This window comes from Rhodococcus sp. T9N (assembly GCF_024436645.1).
Taxonomy (GTDB): Bacteria; Actinomycetota; Actinomycetes; order Mycobacteriales; family Mycobacteriaceae; genus Rhodococcus_F; species Rhodococcus_F qingshengii.
In genome coordinates, this window is the sequence record NZ_JAMSKS010000041.1 from 1 (window position 1) to 16,370 (window position 16,370).

General features: G+C 67.1%; 13 protein-coding genes and 2 pseudogenes. 4 read left to right on the plus strand and 11 right to left on the minus strand.

Going from position 1 to position 16,370, the window contains the following annotated elements; translation table 11 throughout:
• Window positions 1–17 precede the first annotated feature (17 nt).
• From M1L53_RS32330 to M1L53_RS32370, 9 genes and pseudogenes are all read right to left on the minus strand, one after another.
• The gene (locus tag M1L53_RS32330) at window positions 18–458 is read right to left on the minus strand and encodes a CrcB family protein (protein ID WP_160093629.1); all 441 of its coding nucleotides are present in this window, start codon (window positions 456–458) and stop codon (window positions 18–20) included.
• Between the two features lie 14 nt (window positions 459–472).
• On the minus strand, window positions 473–955 hold the full coding sequence (locus M1L53_RS32335) for a DUF6790 family protein (protein ID WP_100055164.1): 483 nt from the start codon (window positions 953–955) through the stop codon (window positions 473–475).
• A 12-nt stretch (window positions 956–967) separates the two neighbouring features.
• Complete coding sequence (locus M1L53_RS32340; protein ID WP_100055163.1) at window positions 968–2,848, minus strand: propionyl-CoA synthetase; 1,881 nt, start codon at window positions 2,846–2,848, stop codon at window positions 968–970.
• A gap of 192 nt (window positions 2,849–3,040) precedes the next feature.
• A pseudogene (locus tag M1L53_RS32345) lies at window positions 3,041–3,487 on the minus strand (aldehyde dehydrogenase family protein); the annotation flags it as partial.
• 152 nt (window positions 3,488–3,639) lie between these two features.
• Window positions 3,640–5,298 (minus strand): cytochrome P450, encoded by a 1,659-nt coding sequence (locus M1L53_RS32350; protein WP_100055161.1) that lies wholly within the window; start codon window positions 5,296–5,298, stop codon window positions 3,640–3,642.
• Between the two features lie 62 nt (window positions 5,299–5,360).
• Window positions 5,361–6,638 carry an FAD-dependent oxidoreductase gene (locus tag M1L53_RS32355; protein WP_100055160.1) on the minus strand — a complete coding sequence of 426 codons (1,278 nt, stop codon included), beginning with the start codon at window positions 6,636–6,638 and terminating at the stop codon, window positions 5,361–5,363.
• 15 nt (window positions 6,639–6,653) lie between these two features.
• Window positions 6,654–7,718, minus strand: coding sequence for a dihydrodipicolinate reductase (locus tag M1L53_RS32360; RefSeq protein ID WP_100055159.1), 1,065 nt, complete (start codon window positions 7,716–7,718; stop codon window positions 6,654–6,656).
• Window positions 7,719–7,723: 5 nt separating this feature from the next.
• Window positions 7,724–9,160, minus strand: a complete 1,437-nt coding sequence (locus tag M1L53_RS32365; protein WP_261949448.1) for an APC family permease — start codon at window positions 9,158–9,160, stop codon at window positions 7,724–7,726.
• A 239-nt stretch (window positions 9,161–9,399) separates the two neighbouring features.
• Window positions 9,400–9,843: a MarR family winged helix-turn-helix transcriptional regulator gene (locus tag M1L53_RS32370; RefSeq protein ID WP_100055157.1), complete on the minus strand. Its 444-nt coding sequence runs from the start codon at window positions 9,841–9,843 to the stop codon at window positions 9,400–9,402.
• Between the two features lie 74 nt (window positions 9,844–9,917).
• Between M1L53_RS32370 and M1L53_RS32375 the strand changes: the two genes are divergently transcribed.
• Complete coding sequence (locus tag M1L53_RS32375; protein WP_100055156.1) at window positions 9,918–10,874, plus strand: alpha/beta fold hydrolase; 957 nt, start codon at window positions 9,918–9,920, stop codon at window positions 10,872–10,874.
• A gap of 31 nt (window positions 10,875–10,905) precedes the next feature.
• On the opposite strand, the gene M1L53_RS32380 is transcribed toward M1L53_RS32375, so the two are convergent.
• Window positions 10,906–11,502, minus strand: coding sequence for a universal stress protein (locus tag M1L53_RS32380; RefSeq protein ID WP_100055155.1), 597 nt, complete (start codon window positions 11,500–11,502; stop codon window positions 10,906–10,908).
• A gap of 179 nt (window positions 11,503–11,681) precedes the next feature.
• Here M1L53_RS32380 and M1L53_RS32385 point away from each other — a divergent pair, with 179 nt between their 5' ends.
• Both M1L53_RS32385 and M1L53_RS32390 read left to right on the plus strand, forming a co-directional pair.
• Complete coding sequence (locus M1L53_RS32385) at window positions 11,682–12,872, plus strand: sensor histidine kinase (protein ID WP_100055154.1); 1,191 nt, start codon at window positions 11,682–11,684, stop codon at window positions 12,870–12,872.
• A complete protein-coding gene (locus M1L53_RS32390) occupies window positions 12,869–13,555 on the plus strand; it encodes a response regulator transcription factor (protein WP_100055153.1) in 687 nt (228 codons plus the stop codon). Before M1L53_RS32385 ends, M1L53_RS32390 begins: the two co-directional genes overlap by 4 nt.
• 18 nt (window positions 13,556–13,573) lie before the next feature.
• Here M1L53_RS32390 and M1L53_RS32395 read toward each other — a convergent pair whose 3' ends face one another.
• Window positions 13,574–14,809: a helix-turn-helix domain-containing protein gene (locus tag M1L53_RS32395; RefSeq protein ID WP_100055152.1), complete on the minus strand. Its 1,236-nt coding sequence runs from the start codon at window positions 14,807–14,809 to the stop codon at window positions 13,574–13,576.
• 163 nt (window positions 14,810–14,972) lie between these two features.
• Here M1L53_RS32395 and M1L53_RS32400 point away from each other — a divergent pair.
• Window positions 14,973–16,316: pseudogene (locus M1L53_RS32400) on the plus strand (NAD(P)-binding domain-containing protein); the annotation flags it as partial.
• Window positions 16,317–16,370: the final 54 nt, after the last annotated feature.

Consider the following 16,370-nt stretch of genomic DNA (forward strand, 5'->3'; position numbering starts at 1 on the left):
CGCTCGGCGATTGCCCCTTAGCGCCGGATTTCGTCAATCTGCTCCCCGACCCCCAACACCCCGAGCACGACGCTGACCACCGCATAGGCAAACGCGGTCACCACCGCCGAAGCCCGTGCGAGATCTGTGATCTCGAGGGCGAATGCGCTGTACGTCGTCAACGCACCGCAGATGCCGGTACCGCCGAACAGTCGCACCCGCTGACGCCACCCGTCGTCGGGGCCCAGTCGCGCAAGGACTTCCAGCAGCGCGCCGAGGATGAACGCGCCCGCGATGTTGACGCCGAAGGTCGCCCACGGCCATTGCCCGTCGACCGCCGGGAAGGTCTGCTCGGCCAAGTACCGCAGGCCGGTGCCGCACAGCCCGCCGGCGAACACCCAGACGAGCGCCCGGGCGCGAAGATGCGGCGGACGCTCATCGGGGTCGACGGGCAGCTCGCCGTGCTGGTCTGCGTGCACCCGCCAAGTCTCCGCTACGTCACGACGGCATACAAGACGAACAGGTACACCGGTACCAGCACGTCGAAGACGAAGATCGGACCGGCGTTGCCCGCCTTGAAGTTCCGTCTGGTCACCATCTCCCGGACGTGCCCGACGGCGGCCCCCAGGTAGAACACCGCGAAGGCGATGATCGTGGCCAGTGTGAAGTCGTCGTCGAACCCCGACGCGATCACACCCAGGACGCCGGTCGCCAGGCTGGCCAGCCCGACCTCCCACTGCCACGGCGTCCTCGGCTGCCACCCGATCGATTCGGCGATCGGCTCGCCGAAGAACATGTGACCGCAACCGGTCATCCAGCCCTGCACGCCGATCATCCACAGCACCGAGTTCTCGAGCAGATCCCGGCCGAGATCGCCGCCTGGGGACAGCGCGTCGATCACCGTCGTGATGATCGTGCCGACCAACCCGACGAAGGGTACGACGGCTATCGCGATGCGGAGGGCGCGGTCGCTCATGTTGTGCGCCCGTCAGCCCTTGAGCTGTTCGGCCAGTGCGGTCAGCACGTCGGGGTCCTCGATGGTCGACGGGACCGTGTACTCCTCGTGGTCGGCGATCTGCCGCATCGTCTTCCGCAGGATCTTGCCCGATCGGGTCTTGGGCAGTGCCGGCACCACGGTCACGTCGCGGAAGGTCGCGACCGCACCGATCTCGTTGCGCACCTTGGCCACGAGCTCGCTGCGCAGGGTGTCGGCCTCGATCTCGACACCGGACTTCAGCACCACATACCCACTCGGTCGCTGCCCCTTGAGATCGTCGTGGATGCCGATGACCGCACATTCGGCGACCGCCGGATGCGACGCCACGACGGCCTCGATACTGCCGGTCGAGAGCCGGTGTCCGGCAACGTTGATCACGTCGTCGGAACGCCCGAGCACGAAGACGTAACCGTCGGCGTCGACGTATCCGGAGTCCCCGGTGAGGTAGTAACCGTCGAACGCTGCGAGGTAGGACTTGCGGTAACGCTCCTCGTCGCGCCACAGTCCGGCCAGGGTGCCCGGTGGCAGTGGCAGTCGGATGACGATGTTGCCCTCCTCGCCGGCGCCCACGATCTTGCCCTCGGCGTCGACGACCCCGACCCGGAAACCCGGGACCGGCACCGTGGGCGATCCGGCCTTGATCGGCATCGGTTCCAGCCCACGCAGATTCGCGGCGATCGCCCATCCGGTCTCGGTCTGCCACCAGTGGTCGACGACCGGCACCCCGAGAATCCTCGATGCCCAGGTGAACGTGTCCGGGTCGAGGCGCTCACCGGCCGCGAACAGGGTCTGCAACGACGACACGTCGTGGGCGGCCAACTCGGCGGCCTCCGGGTCGGCCTTGCGGATCGCGCGGATCGCGGTCGGCGCGGTGAACAGCGCCTTCACCCGATGATCGGCGACGACCCGCCAGAAGGCGCCGGCGTCGGGGGTCCCCACGGGCTTGCCCTCGTACATCACCGTCGTCGCCCCGACGAGCAGCGGGGCGTACACGATGTAGGAGTGCCCGACGACCCAGCCCACGTCGGATGCGGTCCACCAGACGTCACCCGCGGCGATGTCGTAGATGTTCGTCATCGACCACGTCAGGGCCACCGCGTGACCGCCGTTGTCGCGGACCACCCCCTTGGGTTTACCCGTGGTTCCGGAGGTGTAGAGGATGTAGAGCGGATCGGTCGCCGCCACCGGCACCGGCTCCGCGGGCTCGGCAACCTGCGTCACCTCGTCCCAGTCCAGCCAGCCGTCGTGATCGGCGGCGCTGCCCGCGATCTCGGGGCGATCCTTGACGATGATCGTCGCCGGGGAGGCCGACGACAGTTCGACGGCCTTGGCGACCATCGGCAGGTACTCCACGGCACGGCCCGGTTCGAGCCCACCGGAGGCGGTGACGACGGCGACCGGCTCCGCGTCGTCGATGCGGGCGGCCAGTTCCGGTGCGGCGAAGCCGCCGAACACCACCGAGTGCACGGCCCCGATCCGCGCGCAGGCCAGCATCGCGATGGCGGCCTCGGGGATCATCGGCATGTAGATCACGACGCGGTCACCCGCGCCCACGCCGTGGGCGGCGAGTGCCCCGGCGAACCGCGACACCTCGTCCAGGAGCTCGGCATAGGTGTAGCGGCGGACCTCGCCGACCATCGCCGAGTCCCAGATCAGGGCCGTCCGCTCGCCCTGGCCCGCGGCGACATGACGGTCCAGGGCGTTGTGGCAGGTGTTGAGTTCGCCGTCGGGAAACCACCGGTAGAACGGGGCGGCGGAGTCGTCGAGCGCCCGCGTCGGAGTGACCGTCCAGTCGATCGCGGACGCCGCGTCGAGCCAGAAACCCTCACGGTCCTCGGTCGCCCGTGTGAACGCCTCGTCGTATCGTCCCATCGCTGATCCGCCCTTCGCCCTGACGCCGTCGTCCTCGGGCGGCACATCATCGGATGTGCCGTGTCCCGGTTAGAGGTTAGTCATGTGACGATCGACACGACACCTGTTCCGCGGGCCGCGCGCCGACCGGTCACCGTCGTGCGGCGAGCGGGCGCAGACCCCGCTGCGTCGACGCGCGGGCCCGCGGGAAGGTCACCGCTGCACGTAGAAGACGCGCCGGTTGACGAATTCGCCGATGCCGAGCGGTCCGAGTTCCCGCCCGAAGCCGGAACGCTTGGTTCCGCCGAACGGCACGTCGGCGCCTTCGCCGGCCGAGGTGTTCACATTGGCCATACCCACCTCGAGTCGCGACGCGACCGCGATCGCCCGCTGCTCGTCGCTCGAGAAGACAGCACCCCCGAGCCCGAACGGGACGTCGTTCGCGAGAGCGACCGCCTCGTCGTCGTCGGACACCGAATAGACGACGGCGACCGGGCCGAACAGCTCCTCACGGTAAGCGCGCATGTCCGGGGTGACCCCGGTCAGGACTGCCGGGGTGAACCATCCGTGCTCGGCGAGCTCTCCACCGACGTGCAGGGTCGCACCCCTGTCGACCGCGTCGCGCACCTGGGCGAGCAGCCCCTCGGCCGCCTTCCGCGACACCCATCACCTCCCACTCCAGGCCGTCGAAGGTGTCCAGGGAGAACTTCTGAAGGACCGCGGCAGCGGACGCGAGCGTGTCGGACATGATGATTCCTCTCGGGTGGATCGAGCTGCCCGCGGGTCGCGGGCAGGTGAGATCGGATCGGTTTTCAGGACAGGACGATCGGCAGTTTTCGGTAGCGCCGGGCGAAATCGTTGTGCGCCACGGTGGGTTCCTCGGCCAACTCGATCCGCTCGTACCGTTCGGCCAGCACGGCGAAGACAGTCGTTGCCTCGGCACGCGAGATGATCTGTCCCGCACAGGAATGCGGCCCCAGACCGAACGACAGGTTGCGGCTGGCCGCAGGCGGGCGGGTGTGGTCGAAGACATCCGGGTCATCGAAGACCTCGGGGTCGCGATTGGCCGCACCGATCATGAAGCGGATGGGCGATCCGGCCTCGATGAGCACACCGCCGATCTCCACGTCCTCGGTAGGAAACCGCAGGAAAGACAGTTGTGGCGGGTCCATCCGGACCATCTCGTTGATGATCGCCGCACGTGCTGACTCGTCGTTGCGGAATGCGGTGAAAACCTCGGGCCGACGAGCGAACAGTTCGATACCCGAGGCGATCAGGTACCCGATGGCCATGTGCCCCACGGCATAGAACACCAGAATCGTGGCGATAGCCTCGCTCTCGGTGATCTCCCCGGCGCGGGCGGCGTCGAGCAACGAATCGGCCAGGCCGTCGCCCGGGTTCACCCGCTTGTCCTCGAGCATCTCGGCGACGCGCGCACTCAGATAGCCGAAAGCGACTGCAGCCCGGTCGACATCGCCGTCCGCGGGCTCCGCGCTTTGCATCAGCATCGCCTCGAACATCGCCTCCATCACGGCGTCGGCATCGTCTTCGGGTAGTTGTAGGACGCGTGCCATCGTGACGTGGGTGGGGACGACGGCGAGGTCGCGCCTGGCCTCGATCACCTGACCGGCCTCGACACCGTCGAGCAGGTCGCCGACCAGCTCACGGGTGGTCCTGACCCAGCCGTCCACCAGTTTCGGCGTGAACCACTTGTTGGTCTGCCGGCGCAACACGGTGTGATGCGGGGGATCCGAACCCAGCGCGGTGTCGCTCGCGACCGCCCAGGGCCCGGCGTCGGCCCATCCGGGTTCGACGCTCATGATGGGCAGTTTCGCGAAATGACTCACGTCGGCGTACCGGGACACCAGGTAGGTGCCGTCCTCCAGCTTGTGCACCGGATGGTCCTGTTGCAGTCGCCTATACCAGGGATAGGGGTTGTTCCTGAATTCGGGATCCGACCACGGCACGAGCTCGCGATCGATGGACGCAGCGGTCATCTCATGTCCTCCTCGTCGAGTTCGATCAGAGAGGGCTTCGGCGAACTGTTTGGCCCACTCGGCCACGGGTCCGTCCGCCGGCTGGAAGGACGCGGCATCGTGCCGGCCCGTTGCGCCGACCTGTGTCGCTCCTGCGTCTGTCACCGCACCGACGAGGATGTCGATCGCGTTGTTGTAGGTGTCGTAGGTGCTGTCGCCGAGGCCGAAGGCCCCGAACCGCAGACCCGTGAGGTCAGGCTCGGCCGCCTTCATCGCATCGAAGAAGGGCTGGGTCGTCGCCGGCAGTTCACCCTCTCCGTAGGTGGAGGTGACGAGCACGACCGTGCCGGAGGCGGCCAGATCTGCGACGTCGAAGTCCTCCATCCCCACCACGGTGGCCTCGATATCGAATTCCCCCAGGGCAGAAGCGATGTCGTCGGCGACCATCTCGGCGTTGCCGGTCTCGGTTCCGAACAGGACAGTTACGTCGGTCATGATTCTCCACACTCCATCTCGGGTGTTCGGGTGATTCTCGGGTTCACTGCAGGCCTGCCGTCTCAGCAGACCGATTCGGCCGGCACGGTGCGGGCCAACGCCAGCATCGCGTCGACCTCGCGGACCTTCTGCCGGATGCGGCCGGGCGAGGCCGAGGCGACCTCCGCCTCGTCGATCCGCATCCAGCCGTCGAAATCGACTGTCCGGTCGATCACTTCGTAAGGGATTGCCACCAGACCCGGACGGGCCGGATGGTGACCGGCATGATCGCGGCGGATTCGGGCCGCCAACGCCCGGGCACGGGCCCGCATCTCGGGAAGCGCTCCGGTGGAACTGTGCAGCCACCCGGTGCGGTACAGGCCCGGAGCAAGAAAATCCTCTCCCGGATCGGCGTCGCGGTACAGCGTCAGGTCGAGGTCGTCGTTTACGGCCGACTCGAAACCGATTGCGGTGATGACGGTGTCGCACGCGAGAGTCGTGGTGTGCACGCCGGTGCGCACCTTGACGGCCTCCGCGCGGTCGGTGCCGATCACCTCGACCGGGGTCGATCCGAAGTGGAACACCACCGTCGTGGCCGGTGCCGCCGGGCTCTCGCGTTCGACGACGTGGGCCAGGGCCGCACTCCGCGGGTCGGAGGACTCTGCCGTGGCGAGCACCCCCGCATCGGCGAGGCGGAACTCCGTCGACGCCAGGTGCGCCAGTTCACGCATCATCACCGGGTCGAACTTGGCGTCGGTGGGCGTGGAGCGCACCACCACGTCGATCCGCCGTGGGCCCTCCGATCTCAGTCTCCCGAGGGTGTCCGGGTGCAGATCGGAACCGGTGAATTCGTCGGGCTGCTTCGACAGCAGCCGGATGATGTCCATGGCGACGTTGCCGCCGCCCACCAGGACCACCCTCCGGCCCACCGTCGGCAGGTCGCCGGCGGCGGGATGGTCGTTGACGCATCGGGTGAAGCGCCCGGACCCCACGATGCCGGGCAGGTCATCGCCCGGGATGCCGAGACGGCGGTCTCCGCTGAGGCCCGTCGCGAGGACCACGACGTCGAACGCGGCTCGCAGGTCCTCGATCGACAGGTTCCGGCCGAGCTCGATGTTGCCGACGAAGCGAGTCCGATCGTCGAATACCCGCGAGAGTTGCCGGATCACGTTCTTCGTGCCCTGATGGTCGGGAGCCACGCCGTAGCGAAGGAGCCCGAACGGGGTGGGTAGCCGGTCGAAGACGGTGACCTCCACCTCCGGCCACTGCTTGCGGAGTTGCTGTGCGGTGAAACAACCCGACGGTCCCGCGCCGACCACCGCCACGCGCGGTGCCACGTCCACTTCACTCATGATGTCCATCCAAATACTCTATTGTTAGAGTTCTTCGCGCACGATGTAACGATCCGATGACCACCTGCTCAGGTGGTCGTGCAGCCGACCGTGCCGGTAGCGCAGCCTGGGCAGATCGACGACGGTCACGAATCCCGGGTCGGCGTCGAGCACGTCGGGGATACGGTTCACCAATTGGGTGCAGGTGGTGGCCATCGTCGGCGGGGTGCCGTTGGACATCACCAGATCGGGTTCGCCGTGGATCGTCCATTCGTTGACATCGCTGTCGTCGGGGCCGTACAGCCGGCCGGACATCCGGAAGACGAAGACCGGGCCCTCTTCCGTGCGGATCTCGTCGATGTCGGTGAAGCCGATGCACTTTCCCGGCGGGACGTCGATCCCCAGGGCAGCACAGTGCAGAGTCTCGTGTGCCAGTTCGGGTTCGGTGCGCGTCAGGATCTGCTTGGGCGTCAGCCCCGCTCCGGCGACCAGCGCATCGAGAGCGATCCGGCCGAATGTGGGCGGACGCACGGCTTCTCGGCACCAGGCGTCGAACTCCTCGATCGTCGCGCCGACCTGCTGCAGCTCGGCCAGTTCCGGGCCGTACTCGTCGACGTTCCACGAACTCGTCCCGGTGACCGAGTCGATGCGGTGTGCCGTGCCCATCAGCTGGGCGACCGCGTTCACCCAGAAGCTGTCCTGGAAACCCCCGCCCGTGATGGTCACGCCATGCTCCTTGGCGAGTGCATCGAGTTCCGCGGTCAGTTCGGGCGCGGTGTTCCAGGGATAGAGCGCTTCCTCGGACAGCGTGATCACGTTGACCCCGTGCGACAGTGCGATACGGAAGTGCTCCGCGGCGTCCACGAGATAGCTGGTGATCGCGACGACCGCGATGTCGGGACTCGTCCGCGTGAACACCTCGTGCGGGTCGTCGCTGATCGACACTCCGAGTCGACGGTCGAGTCCGGTGACCTCGCCGAGGTCCTTGCCCACCTTGTCCGGACTGCGCGAGATGGCGCCTACGATCTCGACGTCCTTGTCGAGCAGATAGCGGGTGATCACGGAGTTCATCGCTCCGACGCCGTACACGACAGCTCTGATGTTCGTCATGGTCGCTACTCCCCGGTCTTCTTCGGAATCGCGTCGGCATACGGCGCGTCACTCTTTCCGTGGACCGGATGGACGGTCATGTAGAGCAGGCCGAGTACCAGGACGGTCACGCCGGACAGCAGCACGATGTAGTTGTCGTACCAAGGGGTTCCGGGGTTGCGCGGCCAGGCCATGTTGATCATCGCGACGATGCCGTAGGCGAGGGCTGCGATGTTGACGGGCAGCCCCCACTTGCCGAGCGAGTACGCCCCCGCCGGGACCCACCCCTTCAGACGTGCCCGCAGCGCGGCGAGGACGACCATCTGGAAGGCGATGTAGATACCGAGCGCAGAGAAGTTCAGGATCTTCGAGAAGGCGTCCTCGCTGAATTTCGACAGCAGCAGCACGAGGCACGGCACCGCGCCGGCGAGCAGGAGTGCGAAGGGCGGAACCGCGCGTTTGGCATCGAACTTCTTGAGATGGCGCGCACCGATGATCATGTCGTCGCGGCTGTAGGCGTAGGCGAGCCGGCTGGCGGCGGCCTGCAGGCTGATCACACAGGAGAGGAAGGAGATCAGGATGACGACCAGGATGATCTTCATGCCGAAGTCGCCGAAGGCGTCGGTCAGCAGGGTGGTCACCGGATCGGTGTCCTCGCCCGAGATGATCGCGCCGATGTCGGAGACCGACAGGATGAGCGCCAGACAGACGAATGTGGCTGCGGCACCGCCGATGTAGATGGTCCGGCGCATCGCCTTGGGGATCTGTCGTCCCGGGTTGGGCACCTCTTCGGCGACGTCACCGCACGCCTCGAAGCCGTAGTACTGGAACAGACCGATCAGTGCGGCGGCCGCGAAGCCGGAGACGTAGTTGCCCTCGGAGGCGCCGAACGAGTCGAAGAGGGCACTCAGATCGACCTGCCGGTGTGTGGCGATCAGATACACGCCGACCACGAGGGCGCCGATCAGCTCGGCGGCGAAACCGAAGACGGCCGCCGCCGAGACCACCCTGGTGCCGAGGAAGTTGATGGCGGTCGCGATGGCGACCATCACCACACCACACAGGGCGATGGTCCAGGCGGTCGCCTCGTAGCCGAAGAGCGACGCGATGAACGGCCCCGATCCGTAGGCGACCGAACCGATGGTGACGAGCAGCGCGATCAGATACACCCAGCCCGTCATCCACGCGTACTTCCGGCCCCAGAGTCGGCGTGTCCACGGATACACGCCCCCCGCGACCGGGAACTGGGCGACGACCTCGCTGAAGATCAGCGCCACCAGGAACTGCCCGAGGCCCACGATGACGAGGCTCCAGATCATCGGCGGGCCGGCCTGTGCCATCGCATAGGCGAAGACCGTGTAGATCCCGACGACGGGCGACAGGTAGGTGAAGCCGAGGGCGAAGTTCGCCCACGGACTCATCTCCCGTTTGAATTCGGACGTATAACCGAGTTCGGCCAGCATCTGGGCGTCCCGGTCCGGGACCCCCTCGTCTGTCGGATACACATTCGTCGTGGCCATGCCTGAATCTCCTGACGCCAAACGGATTTCGCCAAATACTACAAACATAGGGTTTTTTGACGCCAGGCCGGAACGCAGAATTAACAATGGTCATGTTCCGGTAACCATCGGGCGGACGGCTCCGGTTCGACCCTGAGGTGAGCGGTGTGCGGACAGGGTCAGCGGCTGCGGACCCAGGACACTCAGCGGGTCCGGACTCCCGCCACCGCAGCGGTGACCTGGTCCAGAAATGTGCGGATCGTGGTCAGTTCGTCGTCGGAGAAACCGTCGGCCACCGCGATCACCTGGTCGATCAACGGCCCGAAGAAGGTCCAGCCCATCTCCTGGGCCGCGTCGGTGACGTGCAGCGCAACCCGGCGACGATCCGAGTCGTCGCGCCTGCGGTCCACCAGACCCTTCGATTCCAGTCGATCGATGAGCGCGGTGGTCGACGCACTGTTGAGTCCGAGATGCCCCGCCAGCCACCCAGGAGAGGCGACGGCGCCGGCCCGATCCCGGTCCAGAAGAGCGATCAGGGCACGTACATCGGTGGCGTGCAACCCGTTTCGGGCGGCGAAGCCGGCCCCGAAGACATCGAGTTCGACGGTCAGCGAACGCAGCCGGTGCACCAGATCGTCGTTCGTCACGAGTTCACCGTACGCGACTTCGCTCGATGATCTAGTCTCTCGATAATCGAGATACCCCGACGGAGGTTCGTGCCATGGTCCGCCCGACACTCGACGTCTTCGCCGCCACGCCGCAGGGCATCGCGTTTTTCGACGCCTACGACGCGCTCCTCGCACGCTCGGGAGGGCATCCGATCGATGTCGAGACGGCGCACGGCATCACCCGGGTCACGATCATCGGGCCGCGCCCGGACACCCCCGACGCCGTGCCCCTCGACGCCGTGCCGCTGGTCCTTTTGCCGGGCGGCGGAGCCACGTCGATGTCGTATGTGAACGTCATGGAACACCTGGCGACCGGTCGCCACGTCATCGCCGTCGACCTCCTCGGCGACGCCGGACGGTCCCGTCCCGGCGCTGCGAGCCCACGAGCTCCCGCCGAGCTATTCGACTGGCTCGCAGCCGTTCTCGACCGGATCCCCGACGCAATCAGCAGCGCCCACATCGCCGTCCATCCCGCGGCCACCGACACGGTCGACGTCGTCGGCCACTCGTACGGCGCGATGATCGCGCTGGGCTTCGCGACCGGGCAACACGGTGCTCGCGTACGCAACCTGGCACTGCTCGACCCGACATCGTGTTTCGCAGGACTCCGTATCGCCTATCTGCAGCACGCCATCCCGACGCTCATCGCGCCCACTCCCCCGCGTCTGCGACGGTTTCTCTCGTGGGAGACACGTGGGACCGACCCGGAACCGCTGTGGACCCAGATGTATTGCGCAGGAGCCGGTTTCCCGAAGACTCGGACGATCGTACCGAAGCGGCCCCGACGGGCCGCGCTCTCTCGACTCACCGACCCATCCCGGGTCACGGCGATCCTCGCCCCGCAGAGTCGGGCACATGACACCGCCGAGGTGGCCCGTCGGATCCGCAGCACCTTGCCCACGGCGCGCGTCGTGACGCTGAGCACCGGGACCCACCACACGCTGCCGCTAGGTCCGTCGAACGAGATCGTCGACGCGCTGCTGGGCGCGATCGAGAAACCCGCCGTATGAACGGATCTCGTATGTGCCGCGCGCGAACGGTTCAGTGTGTTGCGAGACCGGGCGCGGGCCAGGACGCCGGCCAGGACACCCGCGGTTCGCTCACCTCCCGGATGGCGGTGCGTCGGCGGTGATGAACCGCACCGTCGGTGACGATCAGTTCGACGCCGCGGTCGAGCCGGGCGCCGAGCCTGCGGGGCGTCCACCCCGGCCGCGGACCGTCGGACCCGATGAACACCGCGCCGGCGCCGACGCGCGCCGCGACCCGCTGGAGCACCGGGACCGGGCTGCCGTGTTCGCTCGTCGTGGTGACCAGCCGCGCACCATGCCACTTCGCGAGCTCTGCGGCGGTCCGCAGATGCTCGCCGACCGAGGCCTGCCCGGTCAGGAGGTACGCCTCGTCCTTGAGGGCGTCGTGCAGGTCGGTGGGCGGCTCGGGGCGTCGAGACGGCCGCGTCGCACAGATCAGCACGAGCGTCCGGGAGTCGCCGACGGTACGGACGGCGAGTTTCACTGCCCGCAGGGAGGCCTCGGTGCCATTGCAGCCGACCACCACCGGGCGCGGGGGATCCAGATCCGGGAGCAGCTGATCGCCGGCGAGCTTTTGCCATCGAGAATCATGTCGGGTGAGCAGAGCCATTGTCTTGTCCTCTCGCGCCCTGTGGAGTGATCGCGGCGGATTACCGCTGCTCACAACGCTAGGAAGATCGGCCGTATCGATCGCCATCCCGGGGATTGAGGTTGCCTCCACCCGTGGGTGGAGGGCCGGATCCACCGCGAGGAGGAGGTTCTGCCCACGCGTGGAACTATGGTTGAACCGTGACGCACTTCACCGCCGGTGTCGGCTCGGGATTGCGCCGCCGAATCGAGCGGGCCGGCGGCGACTATCCCCCGCTCTACCCGGCGGTCATCCTGTCGGCCAGCGTGGTCGTGACAGTCATCTCGGTCGCCCAGCGGTACCCGTTCGACCGAATCGGCTGGCTGATCCCAGCGGTGGCGTTCGCCGTCGTCACGCTCACCCTCGACCTCACCCTGCCGCCGACGTCGTATGCGTGTTTCGGGGTCATCACCAGCACCGTCTGCTTCCTGATGATCCCCACGCCGTCCGACGCCGCCCCACTCCAGCTCGTACTGATGACGGCCATCGGCGCCGCCATGTACCCGCTGCGGGTGGGGCTCGTCGTCGGCGCCGTCTGCATCGCGGTGATCGTCGCGTTCGGTGCGGTCGGACACCTCGAAGCACCCGCGCTGTACGGGCTGGGTGTGGCCTGCGGCTGGTTGATCGGGTACATGGTCCTCATCCAGAAGCGACTGGCCGACAACCAGGCCCGTGTCCTGCGAGCTCGCGCGGATCGGGCGGCCAGCGACGAACGCCGACGCATCGCCCGCGAGATCCATGACGTGATTGCCCATTCGCTGTCCATCACGATGCTCAACGTGACCGGTGCTCGGCGCGCACTCGAGCAGGACCGTGACATCGACGAGGCGGTGGACGCCCTCGCCGATGCTGAACGTCAGGGTCGCCAGGCGATGAGCGAGATCCGTTCGATCGTGCACGTGCTGGGAGCCCAGACCGGGCAGTCGGAATCCACCTCCCCGCCGCCGACCGGCAATGACCTCGACCAACTCGTCGATGACTATCGCAAGGCCGGAGTCGACATCGACTATTCCGTTGCCGGCGACATGGACTCGCTGACCGACCCGGTCGGCGCCGCGGTCTATCGCATCGCTCAGGAGTCGTTGGCCAACGTCGTGAAGCATTCGACCGGGAAGCGGGCGCGGCTCGCGGTGACAGTCGGTGAGAGCGTCTCCATCGAGATCGACAATCCCGCTCCGTGCGGTCGTAGACCGACCTGCGACGGAACCGGAATAGACGGAATGACTCAGCGTGCCGCTCTGCTCGGCGGCACCCTCGAGACCTTCCACGCCGACGACACGTGGTCGGTGCGGGCCGCCCTGCCCGCTCGCACCACAAGCGAGGGGATTCGGTCGAAGGGGGTGAGCGTGTGACATCGCTCGGGCCGACCGACGCCGGCACCGAACAGATCCGGGTACTCCTGGTCGACGATCAGGAGCTGATCCGTACCGGGCTCCGGCGGATTCTCCGCGTCCGTGACGGTTTCGACATCGTCGGCGAATGTGCCGACGGTTCCGAGGTACTGGCCGGGATCGCCGAACATCGGCCCGACATCGTCGTCATGGATCTGCGGATGCGCAACATCGACGGCATCACCGCCACGACGATGGTGCAGTCTCTCCGCGAACCGCCACCGGTGCTGGTACTGACCACTTTCGACGACGACGTATTGCTCTCCCGGGTGCTCCGGGCAGGCGCGGCGGGCTTCATCCTGAAGGACTCCCCCGCCGAGGCGTTGATCTGGGCGGTTCGCGCCGTGGTGCGTGACGGCGCCTTCCTCGATCCCGCGGTGACCGAACGGGTGCTACAGGGCTTCCGACGGGCAGGACGCGAACAGGTGCCTGTCGCACCGGAGCTCACCGACCGCGAATCCGATGTTCTCCGGTTGATCGCACGCGGCCAGACCAACACCGAGATCGCTTCGACGCTGGGCATCTCGTCGGTGACGGTGAAAAGCCATGTGAACCATATCTTCACCAAACTCGATCTGCGGGATCGTGCTGCTGCGATCGTCTACGCCTTTGATCACGGGTTGGTCGTCGCCGAATACGACTGAACGGAAACGACTTCGACCTCAGTCGATGAGGTGCACGTCCACGCCATCAGCGAAGCGATACGGTCCGGCCGTCAACAGACCGCCGAAACGCTTGCGCAGGCGCGACATCTCGGCCCGCACCGTGACCGTGCGGTCGTCGACGCCGAAGAGGTGGGCAGACATCTGCGCCGCGGTCACGCCGCCGCGGTGTCGTGCGAGGTGGGTGAGTATCTCGCCGTGCCGCGGGGAACACTGATGTGTCCATCCGCCGCTCGCGCCCTCGACGGTGACGGCGACCTGCGCGCCGCCGGAGCCGGAGGTGACCGTCTGCAAGCTGACCCGCGTCGTTGACGGGTCCGCGGCATCGGTGACACGCACCAACCAGCCGCCCGGCAGTGCCTCCACTTGGCACTCTCCCAAAGCCGAGACGAAGAGCCGACCGGGCCCGACGCCGCGCGGCAGGAGTAGCCGCGACCTTGGGGTCAACGTGTCCACCGCAGCCACCCAGCCGTCGACATCGACCGCCATCGCCGGCCCCGGCGAGCGGGCCAGGATCGGGGCCGCCACTGCGCGCAGTGAGTCCAGACGTCGGTGATGTCGTTCGCGCAGTTGCGACTCGGCCAGCCGGGCGACCGCATGTACGAGCGCCAGGGTGGTCGGGTGGATCGTCGCGGCCGGGCCGCTGACGTCGACGACACCGAGGACGGCACCCGTCCTCGGATCCTTGATCGGTGCACCGGTACACGTCCACGAATGATGGCTCCGGACGAAGTGCTCGGCGGAGAAGACCTGGATCGGCCTGCCCGACATCAGTGCGGTACCGATGGCGTTGGTGCCCACCGAGCGTTCCGCCCAGTCGGCGCCCTCGACGAACCCCAGGTGATCGGCGCGGCTCAGGACCCTCGACGACCCGCTCCGCCACAGCACACGACCGCCGGCATCCGCGATCACGAGGATGTTGTCGCCGTCGGCGATCAACGACTCCAACCCGCGCGCCAACTCGTCGATGACCTCGACCAGCCCCGACTCCCGGCGACGCTCCTCGAGCTCGTCGAACTCCAGTGCGCGCTCAGCCATGCCGTCGGTGTCGGGGTCGAGGCCGGCCTCGCGGAGTCGTCGCCACGAGTCGTCGATCACGCTGCGCGGACGGGCGGGCATCCGCTCGCCGGACATCGCGGCGTGATGCACAGCGCTGAGCACATGGGCGAACTCACGAGGATCGTCACCGGCCTGTACAGCCGGCTCGAGGTCGGATACGGAATCGAAAGCGGTCATCGATCTCGATTGTGCGCCACATCACACGGTCCGGCAAAGCACGGGGCGCCCTCGCAACCCCGTGCAACCCTTGCCGCCCCACGCGGCCGGGGCGTCTCCTGTGGTCACCACATTGTGGTCCGCATCACCATCCGCGGACGCTCTGCACGAAGAAGGAGACCTTATGACCCAGACACTGGAGCCGACCCTCGGCATCGACAACTCCGCGCAACAGCGGATCGACACATGGCTGTCGGAGTTCGAGTCGGCACTCGCGGCGCTCGACGTCGGACGGGCGACGAGCGCTTTCCTGACCGACAGCTACTGGCGTGATCTCACGGCGTTCACCTGGAACATCAAGACGGTCGAGGGGCATGAGCAGATCGCCGACATGCTCACCGCTCGACTCGCCGAGACCCGCCCGTCCGGCTTCAGCACGACCGAACCGGCATCCGACGACGGAGACGGAGTGGTGTCGGCCTTCATCTCGTTCGAAACAGCCGTGGGACGGTGCGAGGGCCACCTTCGACTCCGACCCGATGCCGCCGACGGCCAGGACAAGGCCTGGACACTGCTCACGACGTTGCAGGAGCTCAAGGGCCACGAGGAGCCACGCGGCGCCGGACGCGTGCTGGGGGCGGTGCACGGCTCCGACCCGGACACCCGTTCGTGGGCGGAGAAGAAAGCCGACGAGGAGCGCGAACTCGGGCGAGGGTTACAGCCCTACGTCCTGGTCATCGGTGGTGGGCAGGGCGGCATCGCCCTCGGCGCGCGCCTCCGGCAACTCGGCGTGCCGTCGATCGTCGTCGACCGCCACGATCGACCGGGCGACCAGTGGCGAAAGCGCTACAAGTCGCTGTGCCTTCACGACCCGGTCTGGTACGACCACCTCCCCTACCTGCCGTTCCCCGACAATTGGCCGGTGTTCGCGCCGAAGGACAAGATCGGGGACTGGCTCGAGTTCTACACCAAGGTCATGGAGGTGCCGTACTGGAGCAGAACCACCTGCCTCTCGGCGACCTACGACGACAACTCGGCCCGCTGGACCGTCGAGATCGACCGTGACGGTGAGGCGAGGACGTTGCATCCCACGCAGCTCGTCCTGGCCACGGGAATGTCCGGCAAGCCCGCCATCCCCGAGGTGCCCGGGCAGGACATCTTCGCCGGGGAACAGCATCACTCCAGCGCCCACCCCGGTCCTGACGATTACATCGGCAAGAAAGTCGTCGTCATCGGCTCCAACAACTCGGCGCACGACATCTGTAAAGCCCTCGTCGACAACGGGGTCGACGCCACGATGGTCCAGCGGTCGTCCACCCACATCGTCAGATCCGACTCACTGCGCTCCATCGCTCTCGGCGACCTGTACAGCGAGGAGGCCGTCGCCGCCGGGATGACGACGAAGAAGGCCGACCTGACGTTCGCGTCGCTCCCCTACCGGATCATGCACGAGTTCCAGGTACCGGTGTACGACCGGATTCGCGAGCAGGACAAGGATTTCTACGATCGTCTCGAGGCGGCCGGCTTCGGGGGTCGGGGAGCAGATTCTCGAAATCCGGCGCTAAGGATTTACGGCAGATAG